This is a genomic window from Bacillus sp. AFS055030 (assembly GCF_002574545.1).
Lineage (GTDB): Bacteria > Bacillota > Bacilli > Bacillales > Bacillaceae_G > Gottfriedia.
Map to the genome: position 1 here is coordinate 131,024 of NZ_NUGT01000009.1, position 21,602 is coordinate 152,625.

At 33.3% G+C, this 21,602-nt stretch carries 26 protein-coding genes; 3 read left to right on the forward strand and 23 right to left on the reverse strand.

The features are described from left to right. Window position 1: 1 nt before the first annotated feature. The 10 genes from CN925_RS03865 to CN925_RS03910 all read right to left on the reverse strand — a co-directional run bounded on the left by CN925_RS03865 (window position 2) and on the right by CN925_RS03910 (window position 9,321). Window positions 2-2,104 carry an HD family phosphohydrolase gene (locus tag CN925_RS03865; RefSeq protein ID WP_098844950.1) on the reverse strand — a complete coding sequence of 701 codons (2,103 nt, stop codon included), beginning with the start codon at window positions 2,102-2,104 and terminating at the stop codon, window positions 2-4. A gap of 73 nt (window positions 2,105-2,177) precedes the next feature. Next, a complete protein-coding gene (locus tag CN925_RS03870; protein ID WP_098844951.1) occupies window positions 2,178-3,140 on the reverse strand; it encodes a PhoH family protein in 963 nt (320 codons plus the stop codon). A gap of 3 nt (window positions 3,141-3,143) precedes the next feature. Then, a complete protein-coding gene (gene yqfD / locus CN925_RS03875; RefSeq protein ID WP_098844952.1) occupies window positions 3,144-4,331 on the reverse strand; it encodes a sporulation protein YqfD in 1,188 nt (395 codons plus the stop codon). A gap of 48 nt (window positions 4,332-4,379) precedes the next feature. Continuing rightward, window positions 4,380-4,628, reverse strand: coding sequence for a sporulation protein YqfC (gene yqfC / locus CN925_RS03880; RefSeq protein WP_091022830.1), 249 nt, complete (start codon window positions 4,626-4,628; stop codon window positions 4,380-4,382). 198 nt (window positions 4,629-4,826) lie between these two features. Beyond that, complete coding sequence (locus tag CN925_RS03885) at window positions 4,827-5,297, reverse strand: hypothetical protein (RefSeq protein ID WP_098844953.1); 471 nt, start codon at window positions 5,295-5,297, stop codon at window positions 4,827-4,829. A gap of 309 nt (window positions 5,298-5,606) precedes the next feature. Then, window positions 5,607-6,056 (reverse strand): GatB/YqeY domain-containing protein, encoded by a 450-nt coding sequence (locus CN925_RS03890; RefSeq protein ID WP_098844954.1) that lies wholly within the window; start codon window positions 6,054-6,056, stop codon window positions 5,607-5,609. A gap of 14 nt (window positions 6,057-6,070) precedes the next feature. After that, the gene (gene rpsU, locus CN925_RS03895; RefSeq protein WP_003152957.1) at window positions 6,071-6,244 is read right to left on the reverse strand and encodes a 30S ribosomal protein S21; all 174 of its coding nucleotides are present in this window, start codon (window positions 6,242-6,244) and stop codon (window positions 6,071-6,073) included. A gap of 163 nt (window positions 6,245-6,407) precedes the next feature. Then, entirely contained in the window at window positions 6,408-7,079 is a 672-nt protein-coding gene (gene deoC / locus CN925_RS03900; protein ID WP_098844955.1) for a deoxyribose-phosphate aldolase, read from the reverse strand. 152 nt (window positions 7,080-7,231) lie between these two features. Continuing rightward, complete coding sequence (locus CN925_RS03905) at window positions 7,232-8,449, reverse strand: MFS transporter (protein ID WP_098844956.1); 1,218 nt, start codon at window positions 8,447-8,449, stop codon at window positions 7,232-7,234. Window positions 8,450-8,709: 260 nt separating this feature from the next. Next, complete coding sequence (locus tag CN925_RS03910) at window positions 8,710-9,321, reverse strand: sterol desaturase family protein (RefSeq protein ID WP_098844957.1); 612 nt, start codon at window positions 9,319-9,321, stop codon at window positions 8,710-8,712. A gap of 239 nt (window positions 9,322-9,560) precedes the next feature. Between CN925_RS03910 and CN925_RS03915 the strand changes: the two genes are divergently transcribed. After that, window positions 9,561-9,884, forward strand: a complete 324-nt coding sequence (locus CN925_RS03915) for a hypothetical protein (protein WP_098844958.1) — start codon at window positions 9,561-9,563, stop codon at window positions 9,882-9,884. 28 nt (window positions 9,885-9,912) lie between these two features. Here CN925_RS03915 and CN925_RS21035 read toward each other — a convergent pair whose 3' ends face one another. The 3 genes from CN925_RS21035 to CN925_RS03925 form a co-directional block, all read right to left on the reverse strand. Beyond that, the gene (locus CN925_RS21035; protein WP_142339181.1) at window positions 9,913-10,077 is read right to left on the reverse strand and encodes an RDD family protein; all 165 of its coding nucleotides are present in this window, start codon (window positions 10,075-10,077) and stop codon (window positions 9,913-9,915) included. A 138-nt stretch (window positions 10,078-10,215) separates the two neighbouring features. Continuing rightward, window positions 10,216-10,956, reverse strand: coding sequence for a WxL domain-containing protein (locus CN925_RS03920; RefSeq protein WP_098844959.1), 741 nt, complete (start codon window positions 10,954-10,956; stop codon window positions 10,216-10,218). Window positions 10,957-11,324: 368 nt separating this feature from the next. Continuing rightward, the gene (locus CN925_RS03925) at window positions 11,325-12,164 is read right to left on the reverse strand and encodes an SAM hydrolase/SAM-dependent halogenase family protein (protein ID WP_098844960.1); all 840 of its coding nucleotides are present in this window, start codon (window positions 12,162-12,164) and stop codon (window positions 11,325-11,327) included. Between the two features lie 798 nt (window positions 12,165-12,962). Here CN925_RS03925 and CN925_RS03930 point away from each other — a divergent pair. Beyond that, the gene (locus CN925_RS03930; RefSeq protein ID WP_098844961.1) at window positions 12,963-13,373 is read left to right on the forward strand and encodes a hypothetical protein; all 411 of its coding nucleotides are present in this window, start codon (window positions 12,963-12,965) and stop codon (window positions 13,371-13,373) included. Between the two features lie 96 nt (window positions 13,374-13,469). Here the strand turns inward: CN925_RS03930 and CN925_RS03935 are convergent, their stop codons facing one another. The 9 genes from CN925_RS03935 to CN925_RS03975 all read right to left on the reverse strand — a co-directional run bounded on the left by CN925_RS03935 (window position 13,470) and on the right by CN925_RS03975 (window position 19,698). After that, window positions 13,470-13,649 (reverse strand): tudor domain-containing protein, encoded by a 180-nt coding sequence (locus tag CN925_RS03935; protein WP_025568179.1) that lies wholly within the window; start codon window positions 13,647-13,649, stop codon window positions 13,470-13,472. A gap of 7 nt (window positions 13,650-13,656) precedes the next feature. Next, the gene (locus CN925_RS03940) at window positions 13,657-13,953 is read right to left on the reverse strand and encodes a ferredoxin family protein (protein WP_025568180.1); all 297 of its coding nucleotides are present in this window, start codon (window positions 13,951-13,953) and stop codon (window positions 13,657-13,659) included. Next, window positions 13,954-15,249, reverse strand: coding sequence for an FAD-dependent oxidoreductase (locus CN925_RS03945; RefSeq protein WP_098844962.1), 1,296 nt, complete (start codon window positions 15,247-15,249; stop codon window positions 13,954-13,956). Next, the gene (locus tag CN925_RS03950; protein ID WP_098844963.1) at window positions 15,233-16,273 is read right to left on the reverse strand and encodes an electron transfer flavoprotein subunit alpha/FixB family protein; all 1,041 of its coding nucleotides are present in this window, start codon (window positions 16,271-16,273) and stop codon (window positions 15,233-15,235) included. The genes CN925_RS03945 and CN925_RS03950 overlap by 17 nt, the downstream gene beginning before the upstream one ends. After that, the gene (locus tag CN925_RS03955) at window positions 16,274-17,101 is read right to left on the reverse strand and encodes an electron transfer flavoprotein subunit beta/FixA family protein (protein ID WP_098844964.1); all 828 of its coding nucleotides are present in this window, start codon (window positions 17,099-17,101) and stop codon (window positions 16,274-16,276) included. It lies immediately after the preceding gene. A 183-nt stretch (window positions 17,102-17,284) separates the two neighbouring features. Continuing rightward, window positions 17,285-18,139, reverse strand: coding sequence for a VOC family protein (locus CN925_RS03960; protein WP_098844965.1), 855 nt, complete (start codon window positions 18,137-18,139; stop codon window positions 17,285-17,287). After that, window positions 18,136-18,495: a DoxX family protein gene (locus tag CN925_RS03965; RefSeq protein WP_098844966.1), complete on the reverse strand. Its 360-nt coding sequence runs from the start codon at window positions 18,493-18,495 to the stop codon at window positions 18,136-18,138. Before CN925_RS03965 ends, CN925_RS03960 begins: the two co-directional genes overlap by 4 nt. 387 nt (window positions 18,496-18,882) lie before the next feature. Beyond that, on the reverse strand, window positions 18,883-19,332 hold the full coding sequence (locus CN925_RS03970) for an RrF2 family transcriptional regulator (RefSeq protein WP_025568186.1): 450 nt from the start codon (window positions 19,330-19,332) through the stop codon (window positions 18,883-18,885). A gap of 162 nt (window positions 19,333-19,494) precedes the next feature. Then, complete coding sequence (locus tag CN925_RS03975; RefSeq protein ID WP_098428898.1) at window positions 19,495-19,698, reverse strand: alpha/beta-type small acid-soluble spore protein; 204 nt, start codon at window positions 19,696-19,698, stop codon at window positions 19,495-19,497. 298 nt (window positions 19,699-19,996) lie between these two features. On the opposite strand from CN925_RS03975, the gene CN925_RS03980 reads away from it, so the two are divergent. Further along, a complete protein-coding gene (locus tag CN925_RS03980) occupies window positions 19,997-21,034 on the forward strand; it encodes an LLM class flavin-dependent oxidoreductase (protein WP_483295165.1) in 1,038 nt (345 codons plus the stop codon). Between the two features lie 52 nt (window positions 21,035-21,086). On the opposite strand, the gene CN925_RS03985 is transcribed toward CN925_RS03980, so the two are convergent. Then, window positions 21,087-21,542 (reverse strand): SRPBCC family protein, encoded by a 456-nt coding sequence (locus CN925_RS03985; RefSeq protein ID WP_098844967.1) that lies wholly within the window; start codon window positions 21,540-21,542, stop codon window positions 21,087-21,089. Window positions 21,543-21,602 lie beyond the last annotated feature (60 nt).

Genomic DNA, 21,602 nt, shown 5'->3' on the forward strand with positions numbered 1-21,602 from the left:
CTTATCTTTCATCTGGATATTGTATTCTAGAATGGAAAGTTCCTTTTAATGTCTCACATAATGATTTTTCAACAATATATAATTCTTTTAAATTTAATTCACACATTGCAAACTGACCATCATTCAAACGATCATTCATTATGGAAGAAACTAATACCTCGATTTTTTCCATATCAGGATCTTTTAACGAACGAACTGCAGCTTCTACACTATCTGCAATTCCTACGATAGCCGATTCCTTTGAATGAGCTTTTGGGCCAGGATATCTAAAATCACTTTCCTTCACATCAGGATTCGTCTCTTTTTCCTTATAATAAAAATACTTTAATAAAGTTGTACCATGATGCTCCGCTGCAATATCAATAATATCTTTTGGCATATTATATTTTTTTAGTATGTTTACCCCATCACTTACATGTCTTAAAATAATATCTTTACTTTGAATCGGTTTAATACGATCATGAGGATTATGACCACCCATTTGATTTTCAATAAAGAATCCTGGATTATTTGTTTTGCCTATATCATGATAATATGCTCCTACTCTAGCTAACAAACCATTTGCTCCAATCGCTTCACAAGCGCCTTCAGCTAAATTTGCAACCATTATACTATGATGGTATGTACCTGGAGCTTCTAATAAAATCTTTCTTAATAAAGGATGATTCGGACTACCTAACTCAACTAGCTTAAACGAAGACACCATGCCAAATGAATCTTCTACAAAAGGTAAAATCCCCATCGTAATGACACTAGATAAAACGCCTGAAGTAAGTCCCATTAATAAATAAATCCCGATTTCTACTGAAGAATATTGACCATTACGAATCAAGATCAATGAAAACAGAGTAGCAATATTAACAAGCGAAATTAATAATCCTGCATGAAGAATCATTGAACGCTTATTTTTTACCTCATTTAAAAATAAAACGGCGATTGAACTAAATAAAATATAGATTCCAGTTGAATAATTAATCGCCCCATTAACATCTTCATTAAACATTAAACTGCCGCAAATAGAGAAAATAATAGACGAAATCATTAAATATCGATTACCTAATAAGAACTTTATCAATAAAGTCCCAATCGCAACTGGAGCGACATAAACAAGCCCTGAAAACTCAACCTTTTGAAACAAGCTTACAATCTTTAAGATTAAAATTGTAAAGATTACAATACTATAGTATGTAACAATGTATATATTCCCTTTTTCTTTTAAGGTTGCCGTTTGTTTCAATACGAAGTACGCCAACACGCCAATTAATAAAATTAATCCTATATACGGTTGGATGGACTGTTTGTTTTTTATTAACCCAACTAATTTTAATTGATCATATTTTTCCTTTGTAATTGTTTCTCCAGCTTTTACTAAGACTTGTCCTTGTAAAATATAAACACTATCTACACTTTCACTTTCTAGACGTTTTCTCTCTTTTGTCTCCTCAGCATCAAAAAAGTAGTTTGGAACAATCGCAAATTCACCAATTGAGATCATCGCATCCTTAAGTGAAGGATTAACGCTTACATATGATAATTCATTTCTAAGCTTCCCACGAGATTCTTCGATTTGGTTTGTCGTAATTTCCTCAGACATTACATTGTTAATAGCTGTATTTAACGAGGCTTTAGAAATATTTAGCTGCTCTTCTGACGATTTTACTAACGTACTAAAGACACTATCTTCTAAGTTTTTACGAATATCATCAGGCAGTTTTTTCTTAACTTCCTCTGTTTCTTTATCAATTAATGCTTGTCCTTTAGGATGATCGCTCTTTGCATTTTCATTTTTCACTTCAGTTACAATATCAAAAATTGAATTTACTATGTCTATGCGTTTTTGAGTATAGCTTTCCTCATATTTATATACATCCTCAACTCTTGCTGCTGCTTCTAGTCGTTTTTTTGCCGTTGCTCCTTTATCCTCAATCGTGATAGGTGAATAAATATTATCATCAGCAATTGATAATAGCTGAATGTCGTATTTTACCGGTCTAACATGACTAACTAAAAGAAGAAAACTTAATAAGCAAAATGCAATGGTACATAGCAATATGACAAGAGTCTGATTTTTAAAACGTTGAATTAAAGTTTGCAAACTATTCATTGTTTCCCCTTTCTAGAAATGCACCTCATCATAAAAATACGAAATGACCCTATCAATGTAGGGTCACTACGAATCATTCTTTTGCTAAATCATAAGCTTGAATAATCTTTTGTACTAGTGGATGACGAACTACGTCGGTTTGTTCCAAAATTGTCATACCAATACCCTCAACACCTTTTAATGTATTTTGAGCTGATATTAAACCAGACTTTACTCCTTTAGGTAAATCAATTTGAGAAGGGTCACCTGTAATAACCATTTTAGAGCCAAATCCTAAACGAGTCAAAAACATCTTCATTTGAGCCATTGTCGTATTTTGAGCTTCATCCAAAATGACAAAGGCATCTTCTAAAGTACGTCCCCTCATATAAGCTAAAGGTGCAATTTCAATTGTTCCTCTTTCGATTAAACGCAAAGTATGCTCTTGTCCTAAAACATCGTGTAGAGCATCATACAATGGTCTTAAATATGGGTCAACCTTTTCCTTTAAATCTCCTGGTAAAAATCCTAAACTTTCGCCAGCTTCCACAGCAGGTCTTGTTAAAATAATTTTACTTACTTTATTATTTTTTAATGCTTGAACAGCCATGACAACTGCAAGATATGTTTTACCTGTACCAGCAGGCCCAATTCCAAATACTAAATCATTTGATTGGATTGCACGAAGATAATGTCTTTGTCCAAAAGTCTTAACCCGAATCGGTTTTCCTTTTTGATTCTTTATAATTTCTTCGTCATACAATCTTGCAAATGATGACAGTCTTCCTTCTTTAGCCATCTGAATTGAGTATGTAACATCCCTTGGTGTAATACTCACTCCATTTCGAATAACCTCTAAAAGAGCTTGAATGATTTGCTCAACAGTTTTCACATCTTCATTCGTACCTGAAACTTGTACAGATTGACCACGTGACACAATCTTAACATCAAGCAAATTTTCAATTATTTCTAGATGCTTATCGTTTGTACCAAATAAGGCAATTGCTTCGTTTGGATCCTCTAGTTGTTGATTAATCGTTAGTAGTTGTTCTGGCATTACTCAGTCCCCTTGAACAATAGTTTTCGTTTTAGTGATATCTTCTAAAACTTTATAATACATTCTTAAATTAACTTTACCATTGTCTATTGACTCGTGCAAAACTTTTTCTTGTAAAATCTTGGCATCTGGACTTAACTTTTTCATTAATTCCTTCTTACCAATTTCTTTTCCAAGTTGAGCAGCTTGTACTTTAGAGTATGTTCTAACATATTTTTCACTTTCCAGAATTGTTTTTTTACTAAAAAAAATCGGCAACTTCCATTTTAAAAATTTAAATTGATACGAACTAGTTTCATTTTCAAAAGACTTATATTTATTCTTATCAAAACCCCAAAATTTTATTTTATTTTCCTTCGTTCCAATATAATATCTAGTTTTTCTCTCTCCTGTAAGTACTGTAAACGGAGTATCTAAAGGGACACTAATAATTTCCTCTCTCCAAACTTCACCCATAATTTTGCCGACTGCTGGGACTAAAATAGGATGATCTTCAGTACCAATAATTCCAGATACTAATATTTGACCTTTTTTCACAAAGTCATTCTTCACTACAAGAGGCTTCCCTTTTTCAACAAACAGGCTTGAAATAACAGCTTCTTCACTTGCAATAATATGACGTGGTCGTAGCGTTTTCTCAGGCTTAGGAATATGTTTTTCTACTACCTCAAAATGAAAGGTAGTCCCATTTAATTGTACACCAATCCAAGTTAATGTTGGATTCTCATCTTGAAGCTTTTTTTGGATCGTTTGCATTTTTGGTAAAGCAAATTGAGATGCACCAGTCTTAACACCCATCGCAGTTAAATCTTTCCGAAGTTTATATTCCACATCAGGTGAAGCACCTTTTATATCAATTCGCCAAACCATATTTGATAGTAAAAATAATACAACCAAAAAGCCAACAACACCAACAACAAATCCAAAATACTTCCATGCTCGCTTAACTTCAAAAGGTAGTCCCTTCCGGCCAATAAAATAAACTTTATATTCTTTTTTTCGAGGAATATTCTTAATTCGTCTATAATCTTTCAATTCAATTGTAAACGTAATTGAATTTGTTCCACTTTTCCTCACATCGCGAAGTGGTATCCCTTTTCGCATACATTCATTTAAAAAACGTTCTGGTCCAAGCCCAATTACTTTAACTTGAACCATCCCCGTAAGATTTGAAGTCCATTCGTTTTTCATCCTAATCCCCCATGTTCATTAGACTGATCATGGTGTAAGTTCTAGATGCTATTCATTAATAAAATACACATGCTCAATTTCGCCTTCCAATAAAATCTCCTCAGGTAACATTGTCTTCAAAATAAAATCTTTCCCCTTAATCAATAACTGCCCCTGCTTCATTAACAAACGCAATTCATTATCTGAATAAACAAGTAACCCTCTATGGTTTTCAATATAAATATGTAGTTGACCTAACATCGTAATACGTGGCAATTCTAATAGTACATCTGGTGGTAAGTCCATCTTACTTGACATCCATGTTTTTAAATTATGCGCTAATCTTTTCAAGATAGACTCCTCCCCCTTTCATATCATATTTATGATGAATTTTGAAAAGGTATGATACAAAAAGAAAAAGGTAAAGGAAATTTAAGATGAATATTGGTTTATAAAAGATGGTGAAAACATGAATAAAAAAAACCGAGAACAAAACTATTCTCGGTTTAAGTTTATTTACATTCTTCTTTGATTTGTAACATCTTGATAAAAATCTTGTTTTCCTTGTGAAGTGACAACCCACCATAGAACTCCTTGTGTAAGAAAGAAAAGACTCCACATTAACACAAGACCAATTGAAGTTAGATCACGACCCCCATCACCAACTATTCCTTTGACTGTAACATAAGTGATGAGAACACTCACAATCAAACCTGCCAACTTTATAAATAACGGCTTTTTAGCCATTGGAGTTTCCATTTGTGATGAATTATTTGTTTTTGTTTCAGTTTTAATCGTTTTTTTATAAGATCTAGCATAATCATGAACCCCTTGCTTAATCTCATCTTCTAGTCGTTCTTCGTCACCTATTACCATCTCTCTAGTAATAAAGATTAATGAAAATGCGAATGGTACGACCATTATTAACCAACCTAAAGCAAATGCTATTCCACCGAAATCATTGTGTAAATCTCCAAACGGTGTCATTACTCATCTCTCCCTTTTAAGTAACGTTTAATGAATGAATTGTTTTTCTAAATTCATCATAGCGAATAACATTTACTTTGTATGTGATTTAAATCACACACTAGTTTAAAATGGACTAAAATATTACTAATTTTCCCATTACTTGAATGTACAAAAAAACTGAGAACGTTTAGGTATTCTCAGTTTGGGTGTGATTTTTACTACTATATGTTCTCTACAGGATCTTGATTGAGCGAACCAGCATACAACTAACGATTTCTTTACCTTATAAATAAAAAAACAAAAAAATAAACGTCTATAAATAGACGTTTATTTTAACAGACTTGCTACAGCTTTATTCACAGAAGAGCCATCAGCTTGTCCTTTTACTTTAGGCATAACTGCACTCATTACTTTCCCCATGTCAGCTTTTGATGTAGCACCGACTTCTGAAATTGTAACACGTACGATTTCAAGAAGTTCCTCTTCAGATAATTGTTGAGGCAAGTATTCTTTTAGAATCAATAACTCTTGCTTTAATTTATCCACAAGGTCTTGACGACCAGCTTTTTCGAATTCCAGGAGGGAGTCTTTACGTTGTTTCACTTCACGAGTTAAAATTGTTAACTCTTGATCAGCTGACAATGTCACATTATTCCCTAAGTTAATGACTTCATTTTGTAATGACGCTTTCACCATTCGAATAACTGCTAACTTGTCTTTGTTTTTTTCCTTCATCGCTTGTTTCATATCTGAATTCAAACGTTCGAGAAGACTCATAGTAACACCCTCTCTTAGAATTTACGTTTTCTCGCTGCCTCTGATTTTTTCTTACGTTTTACACTTGGCTTTTCATAAAATTCGCGTTTTCTTGCTTCTTGTAGCGTACCAGTTTTAGAAACTGAACGTTTAAAACGACGAAGAGCATCTTCTAAAGATTCGTTTTTACGAACGACTGTTTTAGACATCTTACTTTTCCCTCCCTCCAAGCTACCACTTACAATCAATAAAACATTGTAAAAAAGAAACACTTTTCCACATGTCTTTTACGATTATAATACATAAACTATTGATAGGTCAACAGGTAAATGTCAAGTTTGAAACTTAACACCCTTTCGTCATTAAGAGGAATCAATAACCTTCTGTTGCTACGTTTCCTTGGACAATCGTGATACCATTACTTGTACCAATTCGAGTTGCTCCGGCTTTAACCATTTCATTTACGCTTGCTAGATCACGTACTCCACCAGAAGCTTTCACGCCAATATCAGGTCCAACTGTTTTTCTCATTAATGCCACATCCTCTACAGTTGCACCACCAGTTGAAAATCCTGTAGATGTTTTAACGAAATCTGCTCCGGCTTTTACAGAAAGCTTAGAGGCCATTTCTTTTTCTTCATTCGTTAAAAGACTTGTTTCAATAATTACTTTTACTAATGCTTTACCTTTTGCTGCATTAACAACAGCTGCTATATCTTGTTCAACAGTATCATAGTCCTGATCTTTTAAAGCTCCGATATTGATTACCATATCGACTTCCTTAGCTCCATTTTCAATTGCATTCTTCGTTTCAAACGCTTTCGTTTCTTTCGTATTCGCACCTAAAGGAAATCCAATTACTGTACAGACTAAAACTTCAGATCCCTTTAATAAACTTGCACAATAACTCACCCAAGTCGGATTCACACAAACAGAAGCAAAATTATGTTCTTTTGCTTCTTGACATAATTTTTCAATTTGCGATTTAGTTGTTTCAGGTTTTAAAACTGTATGATCAATCAATTTATTGATATTAGTTGTCATTTTGTAGTGCTCCTAACTTATTTTTTTCAAAAAATACGCTTTTATAGACACTGAAATATCAGCATTGATTATTATTTGTTTTTTCATTTTTAATTATGTGATACAAAGCATAAAATTTAATACATCAGTAAAAAAAATCCAAAGCATCCTATTTAGATCGATGCATTTGAATTTTTTTCGCCTGTTTTATGATTGTCATGTACTTTAAGCATCATAAAGAAAGAAATTGTAATAAAGAAAAAACCATACAAGAACATAAACTTGAATCCAATGAGATCAATAATTCCACCTAATAAAGGTGGTGATATAATATTAGCAATCGATGAAAACAAATAATATAAACCTGTATAAGTTCCAATAAAACCAATCGGTGCCATCTCAGCTAAGAATGGATAGGAATTAATGTTTACTAATGCCCACAAACATCCCATCATCAAAAAGACTAAACGAATGTAAAATAAATCCTTTAAGAAAAATAAAACAATAAATCCAACCATAATCCCAAATATCCCTATTAATACACTGCGTTTCTTACCTATTTTTGTCCCAATGAATCCGGCTGGAATTGCAAAAATTAAAAAAGCTAATGATATGAAGGCAAATGAAAATGCCGCAGCACTAACCTTTACCCCTAAATAAACTTCTCCATAACGTGTAAAAAAGGTTTCAATTCCATTAAATCCCGTGAACCAACTAAGAATAGCTAATAATAGAAATAATGAGCTTTTATTCTGAATAGCTGAACGAAAACCTTCTCTTAATTGTACCTTTTCTTCTGCCCGCTCATAATTGAGAACATCTCTTTTTTCCCTAATAAAGAAAAAAAGAATGAAAAAACTAAATAACATTAAAAATCCTGCCAAGTAAAAAGGATATCCTTTATTTAGATCCCACAAAATTGAACCAACAAAGAATGCAATTAAAGCACCAATTCCCCCCATAAAATTAATAACGCTATTCGCCTTGCTTCTTTGTTCAACTCTTGTTAAATCAGGCATAAGTGCAATTACTGGAGAACGGAAAATACTCATACTTAGATTCATAAAAACAACAAAAAAGATTAACATAAAAAGTGTTTTATGCACTGGAATTAGAAAGGTAAATAATGCTGCAAGAGGCATTCCAATCATTAAAAATGGCATTCTTCTACCAAATCGTGTATCTAAACGATCACTATACATTCCAACTGCTGGTTGCAAAAATAATGCAAAATAATTATCGAACGTCATAATAAATCCGATCAAAGCAGATGACTTTAAATAATCACTTAAAAGTTTTGGCATAAAAGCATTATAGGCTGACCAAGTAAGACTGATTGCAAAAAATCCAAATCCTAACAGCATTATTTTTTTGTAATTAAGTTTAGTCATTTACATTTCTCACTTCTATTATCTGTCTATAAACATTATCAAAATGAGTACGATCCAATGACACAATCATCCCCCCTTATTCTCAGTATAGTAAGCACTCCAATCAAATATTTGCCCTTTTTTCAATTTTTATAAAATATAAAACTTTAAAACCGACAAAAAAAACCTAGTATAAACACTAGGCATTTTCTTTCATCATCTAAATTGTAAAAATAATACTGCAACACCCATTATTCTTCCAAAAAACGTTTATTTGCAGTTTACACTCTTTCTTCAAGAGCTTTAGCGGTATTGCTTGTTACTACTTCCTTCTCATCCTTTAACGTACCAAAAATCCCATCAAAAATAGGTGTTGATACGCCATACCAAAAATTTTCATTTTTAAAATGATGTAGGATATGTAGCTTTTTAATCTGTCTTCCTAGTTTTGTTATTGGTTTAATTGGCTTGTGAGCTACATAATGTTTCCATTCGTACACTAGTAACATAAAAACTAAACCTGAACCAAATGAAATCGTTTGAATCGGATCTCTAAAGATCAAAAAATAAATGATACAAAGTGAACCTAAATTTGGAATGCTATACCATATCGGTAAAAATAACAATTTCAAATCATCTGGATACGTATGATGATCATAATGAATTCTTTTCATAAATTTAAGAAATAGTTTATTTTTTGGTGCCTTTATGTGAAAAAAGAAACGATGAGTTACGTACTCACTAAACATAAAAAAGATTAAACCGATCATAAAAATTAAAACAGTAAACCACGAAAAATGAAGTCCTATACTATAAATAAATCCAATTAAAAAAAGTGCCCCCATCACAATTATATCGAAATGAAGAAAAAAGTCTCGATATAGACCTTTCATAAAATCCCCCCTTATCATGTTTTAATGAACTTAATATCAAATTTATATTTCAATATTATTTTTGAAATTCCTTTATAAGTTCTATTTAAGCTAATTATTAATTTTGAATAAAGCATTGTTTTGAATAAAGCATTGTTTTGAATAAAGCATTGTTTTGAATAAAGCATTGTTTTGAATAAAGCATTGGTCGGTGAGGATAATAAAAATTGTAACCAAAAATACGTAAAAGGGAGATCTATATGGAAAAAAGGAGATATTATGTATCTGTCCAAGCAAAAACTATCGTTCCAAATCAAGGGGACGCACCTTATGAGTTAGAAATCGATGCTACAATCGATGAAAAACATAGACTCGAAAGAATTTTTCATGAGATAGACAATTACGATGAGGCTACTGGTGTTCAAGCAGCATTTTTACCTTCATTTACAAGTAGTAGTCAAGAAAAAAGTCTAGAATTATACAAAGGTTATGACTATTTTTTAAAACAAGCTTATGCAATGATTTATGAATTAGGTACTGAAGAAACACGTGCCCATATACGCCAGATGAATATTTTAAAATAAAAAGAAAGCTCTTTGCTTTCTTTTTATTTTAAATATCAATGACTTTTGTATTTGCGATTATATCATGTAGTGTTCTACGATCTGCAGAGAAAATGAAAAACGGATCAACCAATGCAACAACAAAACCTACAATTAATGAAAAATATGGTATTTTTATGTATCCTAAAAGGAAAAAAATTTCTCTTATAATCATTGTCCTTTCCAAACAAAAGTGGGTATTAGAATATAAAATATAAGGCCAATATTGCTAAATTATACAGAATTTTTCATTTAAAAAATAGAAAAAGCCTAATAGAAAATATCTATCAGGCCAAGAATTTCGATAGATTGGTTATACACCAGGAGCATCAACTAGAGTCCAAGTAACAACCGCTTCGTGATTACCAATTGTTGCTGAGCCACCAGGAATTTGTAAGGTAACATTATTATTTAATGCACCATCATTAACATTAGGATTTGGACCTAACCATCTTGTTAACCAAGTACCAAGACCCGTACCTGGTTCTGCAGTAACAACTAATGATTCAGTTAATCCATCTGTATTTAAAGTAATCGTTTGAGCAGGCGTTGGGCTAGTTCCAATACCTGGTGTAGCCACTGATCCATTTTTAAATGTAAGAACCGCTCCTGGCAATGTTTCACTTATACCATTTGAAAACCTACTAGCTTTTGCTGTCACTTTCCACCCTGCACCAGTACCTCGGCGATCAGAAACTTGGATAAAAGGCTTTTTAGATGTAGAAGAATAAACCTCATTACTAATTGAAATTTCTTTTGATCCAAATTGAACTGAAGAAACATAGTCTAAAGTTAACGGACCACTCTCACCTGTAGGAGGATTTGTTGGATTAGTAGGATCAGTTGGCTCTAATGGAGTTGTAGGATCTGTTGGCTCTAATGGAGTTGTAGGATCTGTTGGATCTACTGGATTTATTGGACTAGAACCTTCTTTAAACGTAACACCTGCTTTTGAATTTGCTTGAGACGCAACAGCTGCAAAAGATGTATTTGCCGCCCCTACAATTGTTGAAATACTTACTACGCCAATTGCTACAATTTTTGAAACCTTCATTTAATGAAAACCCCTTTAAAAAAATTCTTCAAGTAAAGATGCTTTCAAAATCGAACTATACATCTATCTAGAAGTTATAGCCAATTATAGTAAAGTAAAACACAATAGTCTGTGAATAATTTGTGAAAACGTTCACTAAAATTTTACTGTTAATTTTACGAATTTGCGAAATAGAAGAAAATTAATCGTGTAAAAAATGATTATTTAGTGAAATACTTAACAAAATTTCAAAAATTGTAGTTCATGCCCGATTAAATTCATAAAAAAGAAGCCTACTTAAAGATCAGTAAACTTCTAAGTTAAAATTTTATTGTAAAATTACTAAAACTTGAGAAGAAAAAAATCTTTTATGAACACTCAAGTTTTTCCTACTTACTTTTAAGTGTTATTTCCCATTCTACACCCGTATCAATTCCGTATTCATCGGTAAACGAACCTTGATTAACAGCAACTGCCATTTGATCTAGACTGTTCGCATATAAGATTGGTTCTCCAATTTCTACATCAGCAAATGATTTCCCATATTTTACGGCTTGTTTGTATACTTTTCTTCCTTGATATGTAATGAGTATTTCCACAAAGTCCCCATGGGAAACGCCTTGTTTAAGAAAATCAGATCGACTGATATTCGTCCAAATGCTACCATAACGTACATCTAATATATCAATAGTTCCCGTTATCGAATTGTTTTCACTATGACATTCTTTAATCGGTAATTTTATGTAAGAATTTGAATCTACTTCTGGGCCAATATTTTCGAAGTCGATTATTCCAGAAGCTAATCTTGCACCCGTAAAAGCAAATATATCTCTCCCGTGGAAAGTATAGGATTCACTTGAATTTGGTAGTCTATTAATTTCTTCGTCAATGACTCTTAATTGGTTTATTCCATATACTTTGCCAACATGTGTTAAAGTTCCGTTATCAGGTGTTATAATAAAGTGATTCGTATTTGTACGAGCCACTATACTTCTACGATCTGATCCAACACCTGGATCAACAACTGAAACAAAAACTGTTCCAACTGGCCAGTAATTCATTGTTTGTACAAGTCGGTAAGAAGCTTCCCAAATATTGTATTGAGGTATATCATGGGTCAAGTCGTAAATCTTTATATCTTGATTTACACTACAAGAAACACCATACATAGCGCTAACTGCTCCATCTAGTAATCCAAAATCTGACTGAAACACTAATGCATTTCCCATCTAAACACCCCTAATTGTTCGAATATTTAAAATTAAATATAAATTCAATCTATTATTTAGTCAATGATATTATTCGTATTTTATTGAATGAAATTAATTCTACTTTGCTTTTATTTATTTCTAGTTAATTCTACTATTTTACCTTACTGATTGTTTCAACATTCATCTTAAGCATCAAAATAAAAAAGATATAGTTTTTAGAGACTATATCTCAGTGTGTCGACAAAGTACAACAAATCTAATCTTCAGACTGATTGCAAGCGCTTGTCTTTCGAGGCGCGAAGCCTGGTGAGGAGCGGAGTTACCCTAGACGGTAATGAGCACCGCAGACAGGTGAAGCAACGAAGAAAGCGAGCGTTTGTCAACAGTCTGAGATATAGTTTTTAGAGACTATATCTACTAATAACGATCGCATTTAATTTATCTAGTTTAGAATTGAAGGCACATCAACAATTATTACTAGTGTCTCCTAGTATTGTGTAGAAATGTATTCTAAATTAAAACAGGTGTATCTAATAATTTAACTAAAAACTTCAGAATAAACGAACTAAAGAATGGATTATGAAAATAATTAACGATTAGTTCTTAACTAGTTGCAAATTGATTTTGAATATTCACTATTAACTCCTCCAACTAAAGCACTAAAAAACAATTTGTGACGCACAGGAAAATAGAACTGATAATTATTTTCCCTTGAAATTTTCTCTACTTTAGTAACACTCCATATCATTCCAAAAAGGGAATTTAGTCCGAAATAAAGAATAGTTATTATGTGGAGAATTATAGGGAGGCTATCAATTGTACACGTTTATAGAATTATTATGTCTGATTGGATTCTTGTTTTTTATTACTATGGGGATTAACTCTTTCTTCAAAATGAACGGAAAGTCTTTAAAGAATTTTATGATCACTGGAGCGTTATTTGTTTTATTTATTTTCACCTCTTTGATAGATCCTTCAAATGAAACAGAACACAACGAGGTAACAGAAAAAGACAAAAATACTAATCCAACAATAGTTAATAAAACTGTACACACTAATTTAGTTACATGTCAAAAAGAAAAAACAAAAATAGCTAAACCTACAGACAATAATAATTTAATTAAATCCAATAAGAGCAATGTACGATGTAAATCGATAAAACCTAAAAAAGTGAAGATAGAAAAAGGAACATATAGAATTGTTTTTATGGTATACGGGTTTATGTAATCATTTTTATAATATGTAATTAAGGGCTATATAAGAGGTTGTAGTTACCTCTCATATAGCCCCCATTCTTATATCGATCCATCTAATAAAGGTGAATTATTTTGGAGTGAAGAGTTGAATTAATTCTGCGCAACTAATTTTCCTCAGTAGATCGAAACTTGCCCAACTGCAAACACGATCTTCCCAAGCTACTAAGCAATGATTATCTTTTGTTTCCATAACCGTTCCCACAGCACCATCTAGGCTAAACATAACATAGTTGCCTATCGAGAACATTTTAAAATCACCCCAATCTAAATATAATTCCGTGCCCACCTTTCGGATATTCCCATTTAATATTTTGATGAGGACAGCCTATTCTACAACTTCCACATTCATGACAACCTTCGTATCCAACATGCATTCGAATATTTTCCCATTTATAAACTTCAGCTGGACAAAATATTGTACAAATTTTATCGGGACATTTTGTCATACAAATATCGGAATCTAGTACAGTTAAGTGCGATTTTGTATCGGCATTAAAACGAACGAGATATTGCTTTTCTTCGATTGTACTTTCTTTTTTTGTCTCACTCATTTATTTCATCACCTTCCATGCTTTGTATACATCTTTCGCAAGCTTAAGTTTAGCTTTTGCCCCTCCTATATTACTCATAATATTCTTTTGTTTTTCCCATTTAGATTTACCATCTACTGTAAACATTTGGCTAGCTGATTTATTTAATAGTGGAATATATTCCTCGAAGTATTGAGGGAATTTTTCAAAATGATGTGTTGCATCTTTATATTTTTTCAAATCCTGTCCTACAAAGCTATTTAGTAATTTATCAGCGTACGGTTTTAATGCCACATCAGAGTAGTTATCAAACGCTTTTGCTTCAATAATGGTCTCTGCTGCTAATCTTCCAGATGTCATTGCCATATTTGAGCCTTCACGATGGATTGCATTTACTAACTGTGCTGCATCTCCAATTACTAATACTCCGTTTCCTACCAATTTAGGGATTGAATTGTACCCACCTTCAGGAATTAAGTGCGCAAGGTATTCTTGCGGTTCGCTTCCTTGAATAAATGGTCTAATCATCGGATGATTTTTAACGTATTCAAGTAAATCATATGGTTTCAATTTGTTTTCAATCATTCCTGATAATAGTGTACCGACTCCAATACTAAGTGAATCTTTATTTGTATATAAAAATCCTGTGCCAACTATCCCTTTTGTCGCATCTCCAAATAGCTCGATTGCTACCCCTTGGTTACCTTCAAGACCAAATCGATCTTGAATTATTTTACTATCTAGCTTTAAAATTTCCATTGTAGCCAAAGCGACTTCATCTGGTCTCCATTCTTTATGGAAACCTAAAGATTTTCCTAAAAGTGAATTTACACCATCAGCCAGTACGACCACATCGGCATATAAATCACCATCTGGTCGATCTGTTCTTACCCCCACTACCATATCGTTTTCTACAATACACTCAAGAACAACTGTTTCATTAATTAATAATGCACCTTGTTCTACTGCTTTTTGAGCAAACCATTGATCAAACTTTGAACGAAGAACAGTAAAATTATTATAAGGTTCTTCAGCAAATTCGAGACCTTTATATCCAAAGGTTGTAGCGGATTGTTTATCAAGCATCATAACTCGTTGCTCTACAATCACCCGCTCGATTGGAGCATCCTTCCAAAATTCAGGTATAACGTCCTCCATCATTTTACGATACAATACGCCACCCATAACATTTTTCGAACCTGGATACTCTCCTCTTTCAATAAGGACAACATTAACACCATTTTTTGCGAGCTCGTATGCACATGAAATTCCTGCTGGGCCTGCTCCAACGACAATTACATCAAATTTTTCCGGCATGATCGTGATTTTCCTCCTTTAAAGAAAAACTTTCTTGGAATTCGTTAATCAGCATTGGTACTATTTCAAATGCGTCTCCCACGATGCCGTAATGACAAGATTGAAAAATTGCCGCATTCGGATCTTTATTGATCGCAATAATGAGACCTGAATTTTGCATCCCAACAATATGTTGTATTGCACCAGATATCCCTATTGCGAAATAAATTTTTGGTGTAACCGTCACGCCAGTCTGACCTACTTGATGATGATGTTCAACCCAGCCAGCTTCAACTACATCACGACTTGCTCCAACAGCCGCACCAATTGATTCAGCAAACATATGAATCAACTGAAATCCGTCTTTACTACCTAACCCTTTACCACCGGCTACGATAATATCGGCTTCGTCAATGCGAACTTTCTTAGTTGTAGCCCGTACAATCTCTAATACTTTTGTACGAATATCTTCTTCTTTCAAATCAATTTCCTCTTCGATCACAACCCCTTCAGCACCAGGAATAGGAGTGAGCGCTTTCATTACCTTTGGACGAACGGTAGCCATTTGAGGTCTATATTTCTTACAAAGAATAGTTGCCATTATGTTTCCACCAAATGCAGGTCGACTAGCTAATAAGAGTCCTGTATCCTCTTCAACATCCAATACAGTAGTATCGGCAGTTAAGCCTGTCGGTAAGTCAGTTGCCACCGCACTTGCTAAATCCTTCCCTTTAGAAGTTGCACCATACAATAAGATTTCAGGCTTATATTTGTTACAACATTCAAGTACTGCTTTCATATAAGATTCAGTGCGATAATCTTTAAAAATTGGATCATCGTATACATAAACAATGTCAGCACCGTATTCAAATAACTTAGGGGCTAATGATTTCACATTTTCACCAATTAATAATCCTGCTAATTCGCAACCACGTTTTTCTGCTAATTCTTTACCAGCTCCAAGCAATTCTAGCGAAACGGGTGCTATAACTTTATCGTTTTCTTCAATAAACACCCAAATCCCTTTGTACTCTGAGAAATCCATTTAAACCCCTCCTTTCACTTCAAATAATTCTTTCTTCTCATTTAAAATCTTCATCAATTCCTTAACCTTTTCTGATGAAGTTCCTTCAAAAATCGTTCCACCTTTAGCCTTTGGTGGAGCCCACACTTTCGAAACGATTGTAGGTGAACCTTTTAAACCTAATTGTTTAATATCAATATCTTCTAGATCCTTTACAGCCCAAATGGTCGGATTATACCTAGCAGCTTTTATCATATTTGTAAGTGATGAATAAGGAACTTCATTTATTTCTTTTTCAACTGCAAATAAACAAGGTAAACTTGTTTTAATCACTTCATGGCCATCTTCTATTTTCCGATGAACAATCGCATACCCTTCATCTTTATTAATTTCTTGAACCTTCTTAACCGATGTTAATGGCGGTATATCTAAACGACGTGCAATACCTGGTCCAACTTGTCCAGTATCACCGTCAATTGTCATCTTTCCACAAATGATTAAATCAACCGCTTGAATTTGCCCTATTTTTTCAATCGCCTTTGTCAATGCATAACTTGTCGCTAAAGTATCTGCCCCAGCGAATGCACGGTCTGAAATCATATACCCTTCATCTGCACCGATTTCGATACATTTTCTTATCGCTTTTACAGCAGGTGGTGGCCCCATGGTAATAACCGAAACAGTTCCACCATATTTATTCTTTATTCGAACAGCTTCCTCCACAGCATGAGCATCATACGGATTTAATATGGCTGGAGCACTAGCACGGTCCATCGTATTTGTTTTCGGATTCATCTTAATGATCTTCGTATCAGGAACTTGTTTTATACAAACTACAATATGTAACACTTTTTCACTCTCCCTTTTTCTTCCCGTCTCCCATAGTTAGTAAATGTACATGTTGTTCAAATATATTATTTTTATTGAAGAAATATGATAGATTGCAGCTAAAAAATGAGAAACGAAAAAAAGAGACATTCACAACATAATGGTTGAAAATGTCTCTTTGACTGTATTCTATTTTATTTTTCATTAACTAACTACAAGCTGGATTGTAATGCCTGAAGGGTCCTTTGTAAGTGTGACGCCATTTTCTACATAAACAAAAGCTCCCATATTCTTTAAACGATTTACTACGGCCGTTTTTTCTTCTTCACTTGGATATAAAAGCGTAAAATTCTTTAACCCTGCACTGTTCTTTGAAGGTGCAACTCCCCTGGCACTATGCCAAGTATTTAAACCGATGTGATGATGATAACGTCCTGTTGAAATAAATAATGCTTGGCTTCCATATTTCGTTACAACATCAAATCCAAGTCCATCACAATAAAACTTCTCTGAACTAGTTAAATCAGAAACTTGTAAATGGATATGCCCCATAATTGTTCCTTCTGGTAATCCATTAAAATCCTCATCCTCAGCAAGTGCCAAAAGCCCATCAACGTCTAAACGTTTACTGTCCATAACGACATACTCATTTTGCCATTGCCAATTCTCAGATGGACGATCTGCATAAATTTCAATCCCATTCATATCTGGATCCGCTAAATAGATTGCTTCACTGACTAAATGATCCGAACCACCCTGAAGTGGGTTTCTAGTTTCAATCAAATGCTTAAGCACGATACCTAAATCTTTTCGAGTAGGAACTAATAACGCAAAATGATACAATCCTGTATTTTCCTCATTTTTAGGAGTAACTTTATCTGGCTGCTCTAATTTTATTAAAACATTTACCCCATCTGCAGTTAAACTAGCATTTGTAGTGGAATGCTTCAAAACTTTTAAACCAATAACCTCTTGATAAAACGCTAATGAACGCTCTAAATTTGCAACTTTTAATTCAACCGTTGGAGCATAAACTTTTGGCTTTTGATGAAAATTCATTTTAATCTACCACCTCTAGAAAATAATACAATTAATGTTAACACTAACAGAATGAATGGAGCCATTGCAACACTCATGCCTTGCCCCGCTTGTAAGTGAGTAAATACAGCTCCTACCATAATAATGACTAATCCGGCTGAAGCAAGCTTACCAATTAACAATTTCCAATAACCAACTAATAAACCAATTGCACCTAACACTTCAAATGAACCAATCGTATACATCATACCTTTTGAATAACCATAAACCTCTTTAAAATCATGTAACATCTGCGTATTTCCACTTAACTTTACAATTCCAGACATGAGAAATGCAATAATTAATATCCCTTGAATAATTCTAGTAAACCATTTCATTTAAAAATCTCTCCCTTTTTTACTGAACTTATACTAAGTACAGTTTATTTTAAAATATTTTACTACTACTTACTGTTCTTATTTCAGAAACAGTAATACTTAAAAAAATAGTGTGGTTACTAAAGGTGGTTACTTTTTGTAAGTGCATTTGATTTAAGTACAGTATATGCGATAACTGTTCTTATTTCAAGTGCATTTTTTTGATTTTATATTTTCTATATACTCAATGCTTAAATTTAGAAACTCGTATGGGAATTAAAAAAATGATTATTTTGTCCAATGCCATAAGACCTAGAGGAATAAATAACCTCGTCCTCTTATTTTTATTTGTAAATCTACTATCCCAACAAAATAAAAATATCGTACATCCAAAAATGTACGATATTTTCAAAGTGATTCGATCGTTTTATGACTGGCACGTCTTACAAAATCCGCCAAAGTATAGTTACATAAAAAGCCAAGTAAGTGCTCTTCTGCTTCGATTGCAAAGTCTGAAAATACATTGTTCATTACACGTCCACTAGTACAGTCAGATGTGGATTCAATTAGTGCGGTTGATAGAGGTTCTGTCATTTGTAGGGCAATGTAGACTTGTTTTAAGGTAATTTCCTCGGGTGACTTAGCTAATAAATAACCGCCATCTCGTCCTTCTCTTGCTTCTACAATTTTTTCTTTTACGAGGGGAGCCATGATTCTTCTCATAAATGAAACACCTGATCTAATATGTTTTGCGATTGCTTTACTTGGTGTAACCCCTTCTGTTGTTGCTAGTAAAACTAATGCCTGAATAGCAAATCCGAACCACTTAGGAGTAACGGAGTTTTTGCAACTTGACATAATTTATCACCATCCAGTGATATTATTATCCCCCGTTTTTGTATCCCTTGCAAGTATATAGTAGTTTTAAAAATAAGTAGGTCACGTTTTCTAATAGGGAGAAACATTTTTTACAACATTAAAAAAGGATGGAAAATTAGCTTTTCCATCCTTAGTTTTTATTTAACGAGCATATCCGCCTAGGCTTTGTTCTGCCATTTGAACTAGACGCTTCGTAATTTCTCCACCAACTGAACCGTTAGCGCGTGAAGTTGTGTCTGGTCCTAAGTGCACTCCAAATTCAGAAGCTATTTCGAACTTCATTTGCTCAATTGCTGAACTTGCATTTGGTGAAGCATATTGATTTGAAGATCTTCTGTTTGCCATGTTGTCGACTCCTTTGTCTTTTGGATGCTCTGATGTTGTTTATCAGATTAAAGATAGTATGTTTCTGAAAAATTATTCTATACATTTATTTACAAATTTTTTTCTTTTTACCAAAAGTACTTCTTGTTTCCATATAACGATTTCTTTGTATAATTATTTCCAAGTTCAAAAACTTGTATTATGTCTTTAGATTTTCTATAATCTTACCATACTGTATTTAATTAAAACACAGTTTATTTAATGAAATCGTCTCGTTTTTTCCATATATTGAGAAATGGATTTTTAGGAGGAAAATTTTATGATGAATAATCGTTTCCAAGATAAAGTTGCTAAGAATTTAAGTGATATACCTTTATCTGTATTAGACTTAGCACCAGTTGTTGAAGGAAGTACTCCTGCTGATGCGTTTAAAAATAGCCTTGATTTAGCACAGCATGCTGAAAAATGGGGATATCACCGTTACTGGTTTGCAGAACATCATAATATGCCAGCAGTTGCAAGTTCAGCTACTTCAGTTGTAATTGGACATATTGCGAGTGGAACATCAACGATTAGAGTTGGTTCTGGTGGAATCATGTTACCAAATCACGCTCCTTTAGTCATAGCAGAACAATTTGGAACATTAGAATCATTACATCCAGGTCGTATTGACCTCGGATTAGGTCGTGCTCCTGGTAGTGATATGTCAACAACTAGAGCGTTACGTAGAGATTTACGCAGCCATGAAGACTTCCCTGCTCAATTAGAAGAATTACGTAATTACTTTAATCCGCCAGGTGGTATTGGCAGTTCAACGGTTCAAGCGGTGCCTGGTGAAGGGTTAGATATCCCAATTTGGTTACTAGGATCTAGTGGCTTTAGTGCTCAGTTAGCTGCCGAACTAGGTTTACCATTTGCTTTTGCAGCGCACTTCGCACCAGACTATACAGTCCAAGCAATGCAGTTGTACCACAATCATTTTATACCATCTAAAATTTTAGATGAACCATATGCAATGATTGGTTTAAATGTTGTCGTTGCTGACACAGACAAAGAAGCAAAAAGACTTTTTACAACACAGCAACAATCATTTTTAAACCTAGTTCGAGGTGGTAAACCAGCTCTTTTAAAACCACCAGTTGACGATATGGATGAAATTTGGAGTCCATTTGAAAAAGAAACACTTGAAAATCAAATGAAACTTTCTGCTATTGGTACAATCGAAACCGTTACTGAAAAACTACAAACCGTTTTAAATATAACAAAAGCTGATGAGATTATGGTAAATGGCTCAGTTTTTGATCATGCGGCGCGTCTATATTCATATGAATTATTAAGTAAAGTATCAAATAAATAACGAATAAGGAGAGTACAAGATGCTCTCCTTTTTTTGTTTAGAATAATTAAGCTTACTCCTTTAAAGCTTCCTGTTCGACTCTTTGTAAAAATTCATGTACTGCTTTTAAATTATTCCCCTTTGGATTAGCTAGTTTTAACATTGCCCGTCCGATAAAATTCACCCCCGCATTCGTGCCTTCATAAATAAATTTTGTATGTGAATCATCGATTTTTTCTAATGTAAATGTTAAATTTGTTTCAAAAGCATTAGCTAAAACAAAATGAATTTGCTTTTTTTTATATGATTCAGTATCCTCGTATGCTAATGTTTCAACAATATAAGATTCTACACGTTTCCCTTCTCTATAACTTTGCTGATGCTTTGCACCTACTTCATTTTCGTTTTTATCAATTAAATTATGCTCCTCAACTTTTGGCATTATTTTCTTAATATTTTTATCTAAAAATAGACTCCATACTTTTTCGATATTTGCATTAATAACAATGTCTTCTTTCCATTTAATCATTATTTATATTCTTCCTTCCTGAAGCAATAAGTTTAATTGTAAATTCTTATACAATTTCTA

Coding starts and splice junctions, on each gene's coding strand:
- CN925_RS03945 (WP_098844962.1), bottom strand. CDS start 15,249: ATGCCGGAAAAATTTGATGTAATTGTCGTTGGAGCAGGCCCAGCAGGA.
- CN925_RS03910 (WP_098844957.1), bottom strand. CDS start 9,321: ATGAAAGGTCTATATCGAGACTTTTTTCTTCATTTCGATATAATTGTG.
- CN925_RS03975 (WP_098428898.1), bottom strand. CDS start 19,698: ATGGCAAACAGAAGATCTTCAAATCAATATGCTTCACCAAATGCAAGT.
- CN925_RS03885 (WP_098844953.1), bottom strand. CDS start 5,297: ATGACACCGTTTGGAGATTTACACAATGATTTCGGTGGAATAGCATTT.
- CN925_RS03940 (WP_025568180.1), bottom strand. CDS start 13,953: ATGAGTGAGACAAAAAAAGAAAGTACAATCGAAGAAAAGCAATATCTC.
- CN925_RS03950 (WP_098844963.1), bottom strand. CDS start 16,273: ATGGATTTCTCAGAGTACAAAGGGATTTGGGTGTTTATTGAAGAAAAC.
- CN925_RS03890 (WP_098844954.1), bottom strand. CDS start 6,056: ATGAGTCTTCTCGAACGTTTGAATTCAGATATGAAACAAGCGATGAAG.
- yqfC (WP_091022830.1), bottom strand. CDS start 4,628: ATGTCAAGTAAGATGGACTTACCACCAGATGTACTATTAGAATTGCCA.
- CN925_RS03925 (WP_098844960.1), bottom strand. CDS start 12,164: ATGGGAAATGCATTAGTGTTTCAGTCAGATTTTGGATTACTAGATGGA.
- CN925_RS03920 (WP_098844959.1), bottom strand. CDS start 10,956: ATGAAGGTTTCAAAAATTGTAGCAATTGGCGTAGTAAGTATTTCAACA.
- CN925_RS21035 (WP_142339181.1), bottom strand. CDS start 10,077: ATGATTATAAGAGAAATTTTTTTCCTTTTAGGATACATAAAAATACCA.
- CN925_RS03905 (WP_098844956.1), bottom strand. CDS start 8,449: ATGACTAAACTTAATTACAAAAAAATAATGCTGTTAGGATTTGGATTT.
- CN925_RS03935 (WP_025568179.1), bottom strand. CDS start 13,649: ATGTTCTCGATAGGCAACTATGTTATGTTTAGCCTAGATGGTGCTGTG.
- CN925_RS03965 (WP_098844966.1), bottom strand. CDS start 18,495: ATGAAATGGTTTACTAGAATTATTCAAGGGATATTAATTATTGCATTT.
- deoC (WP_098844955.1), bottom strand. CDS start 7,079: ATGACAACTAATATCAATAAATTGATTGATCATACAGTTTTAAAACCT.
- CN925_RS03970 (WP_025568186.1), bottom strand. CDS start 19,332: ATGTCAAGTTGCAAAAACTCCGTTACTCCTAAGTGGTTCGGATTTGCT.
- CN925_RS03915 (WP_098844958.1), top strand. CDS start 9,561: ATGGAAAAAAGGAGATATTATGTATCTGTCCAAGCAAAAACTATCGTT.
- CN925_RS03980 (WP_483295165.1), top strand. CDS start 19,997: ATGATGAATAATCGTTTCCAAGATAAAGTTGCTAAGAATTTAAGTGAT.
- CN925_RS03870 (WP_098844951.1), bottom strand. CDS start 3,140: ATGCCAGAACAACTACTAACGATTAATCAACAACTAGAGGATCCAAAC.
- CN925_RS03960 (WP_098844965.1), bottom strand. CDS start 18,139: ATGAATTTTCATCAAAAGCCAAAAGTTTATGCTCCAACGGTTGAATTA.
- CN925_RS03865 (WP_098844950.1), bottom strand. CDS start 2,104: ATGAATAGTTTGCAAACTTTAATTCAACGTTTTAAAAATCAGACTCTT.
- CN925_RS03985 (WP_098844967.1), bottom strand. CDS start 21,542: ATGATTAAATGGAAAGAAGACATTGTTATTAATGCAAATATCGAAAAA.
- rpsU (WP_003152957.1), bottom strand. CDS start 6,244: ATGTCTAAAACAGTCGTTCGTAAAAACGAATCTTTAGAAGATGCTCTT.
- yqfD (WP_098844952.1), bottom strand. CDS start 4,331: ATGAAAAACGAATGGACTTCAAATCTTACGGGGATGGTTCAAGTTAAA.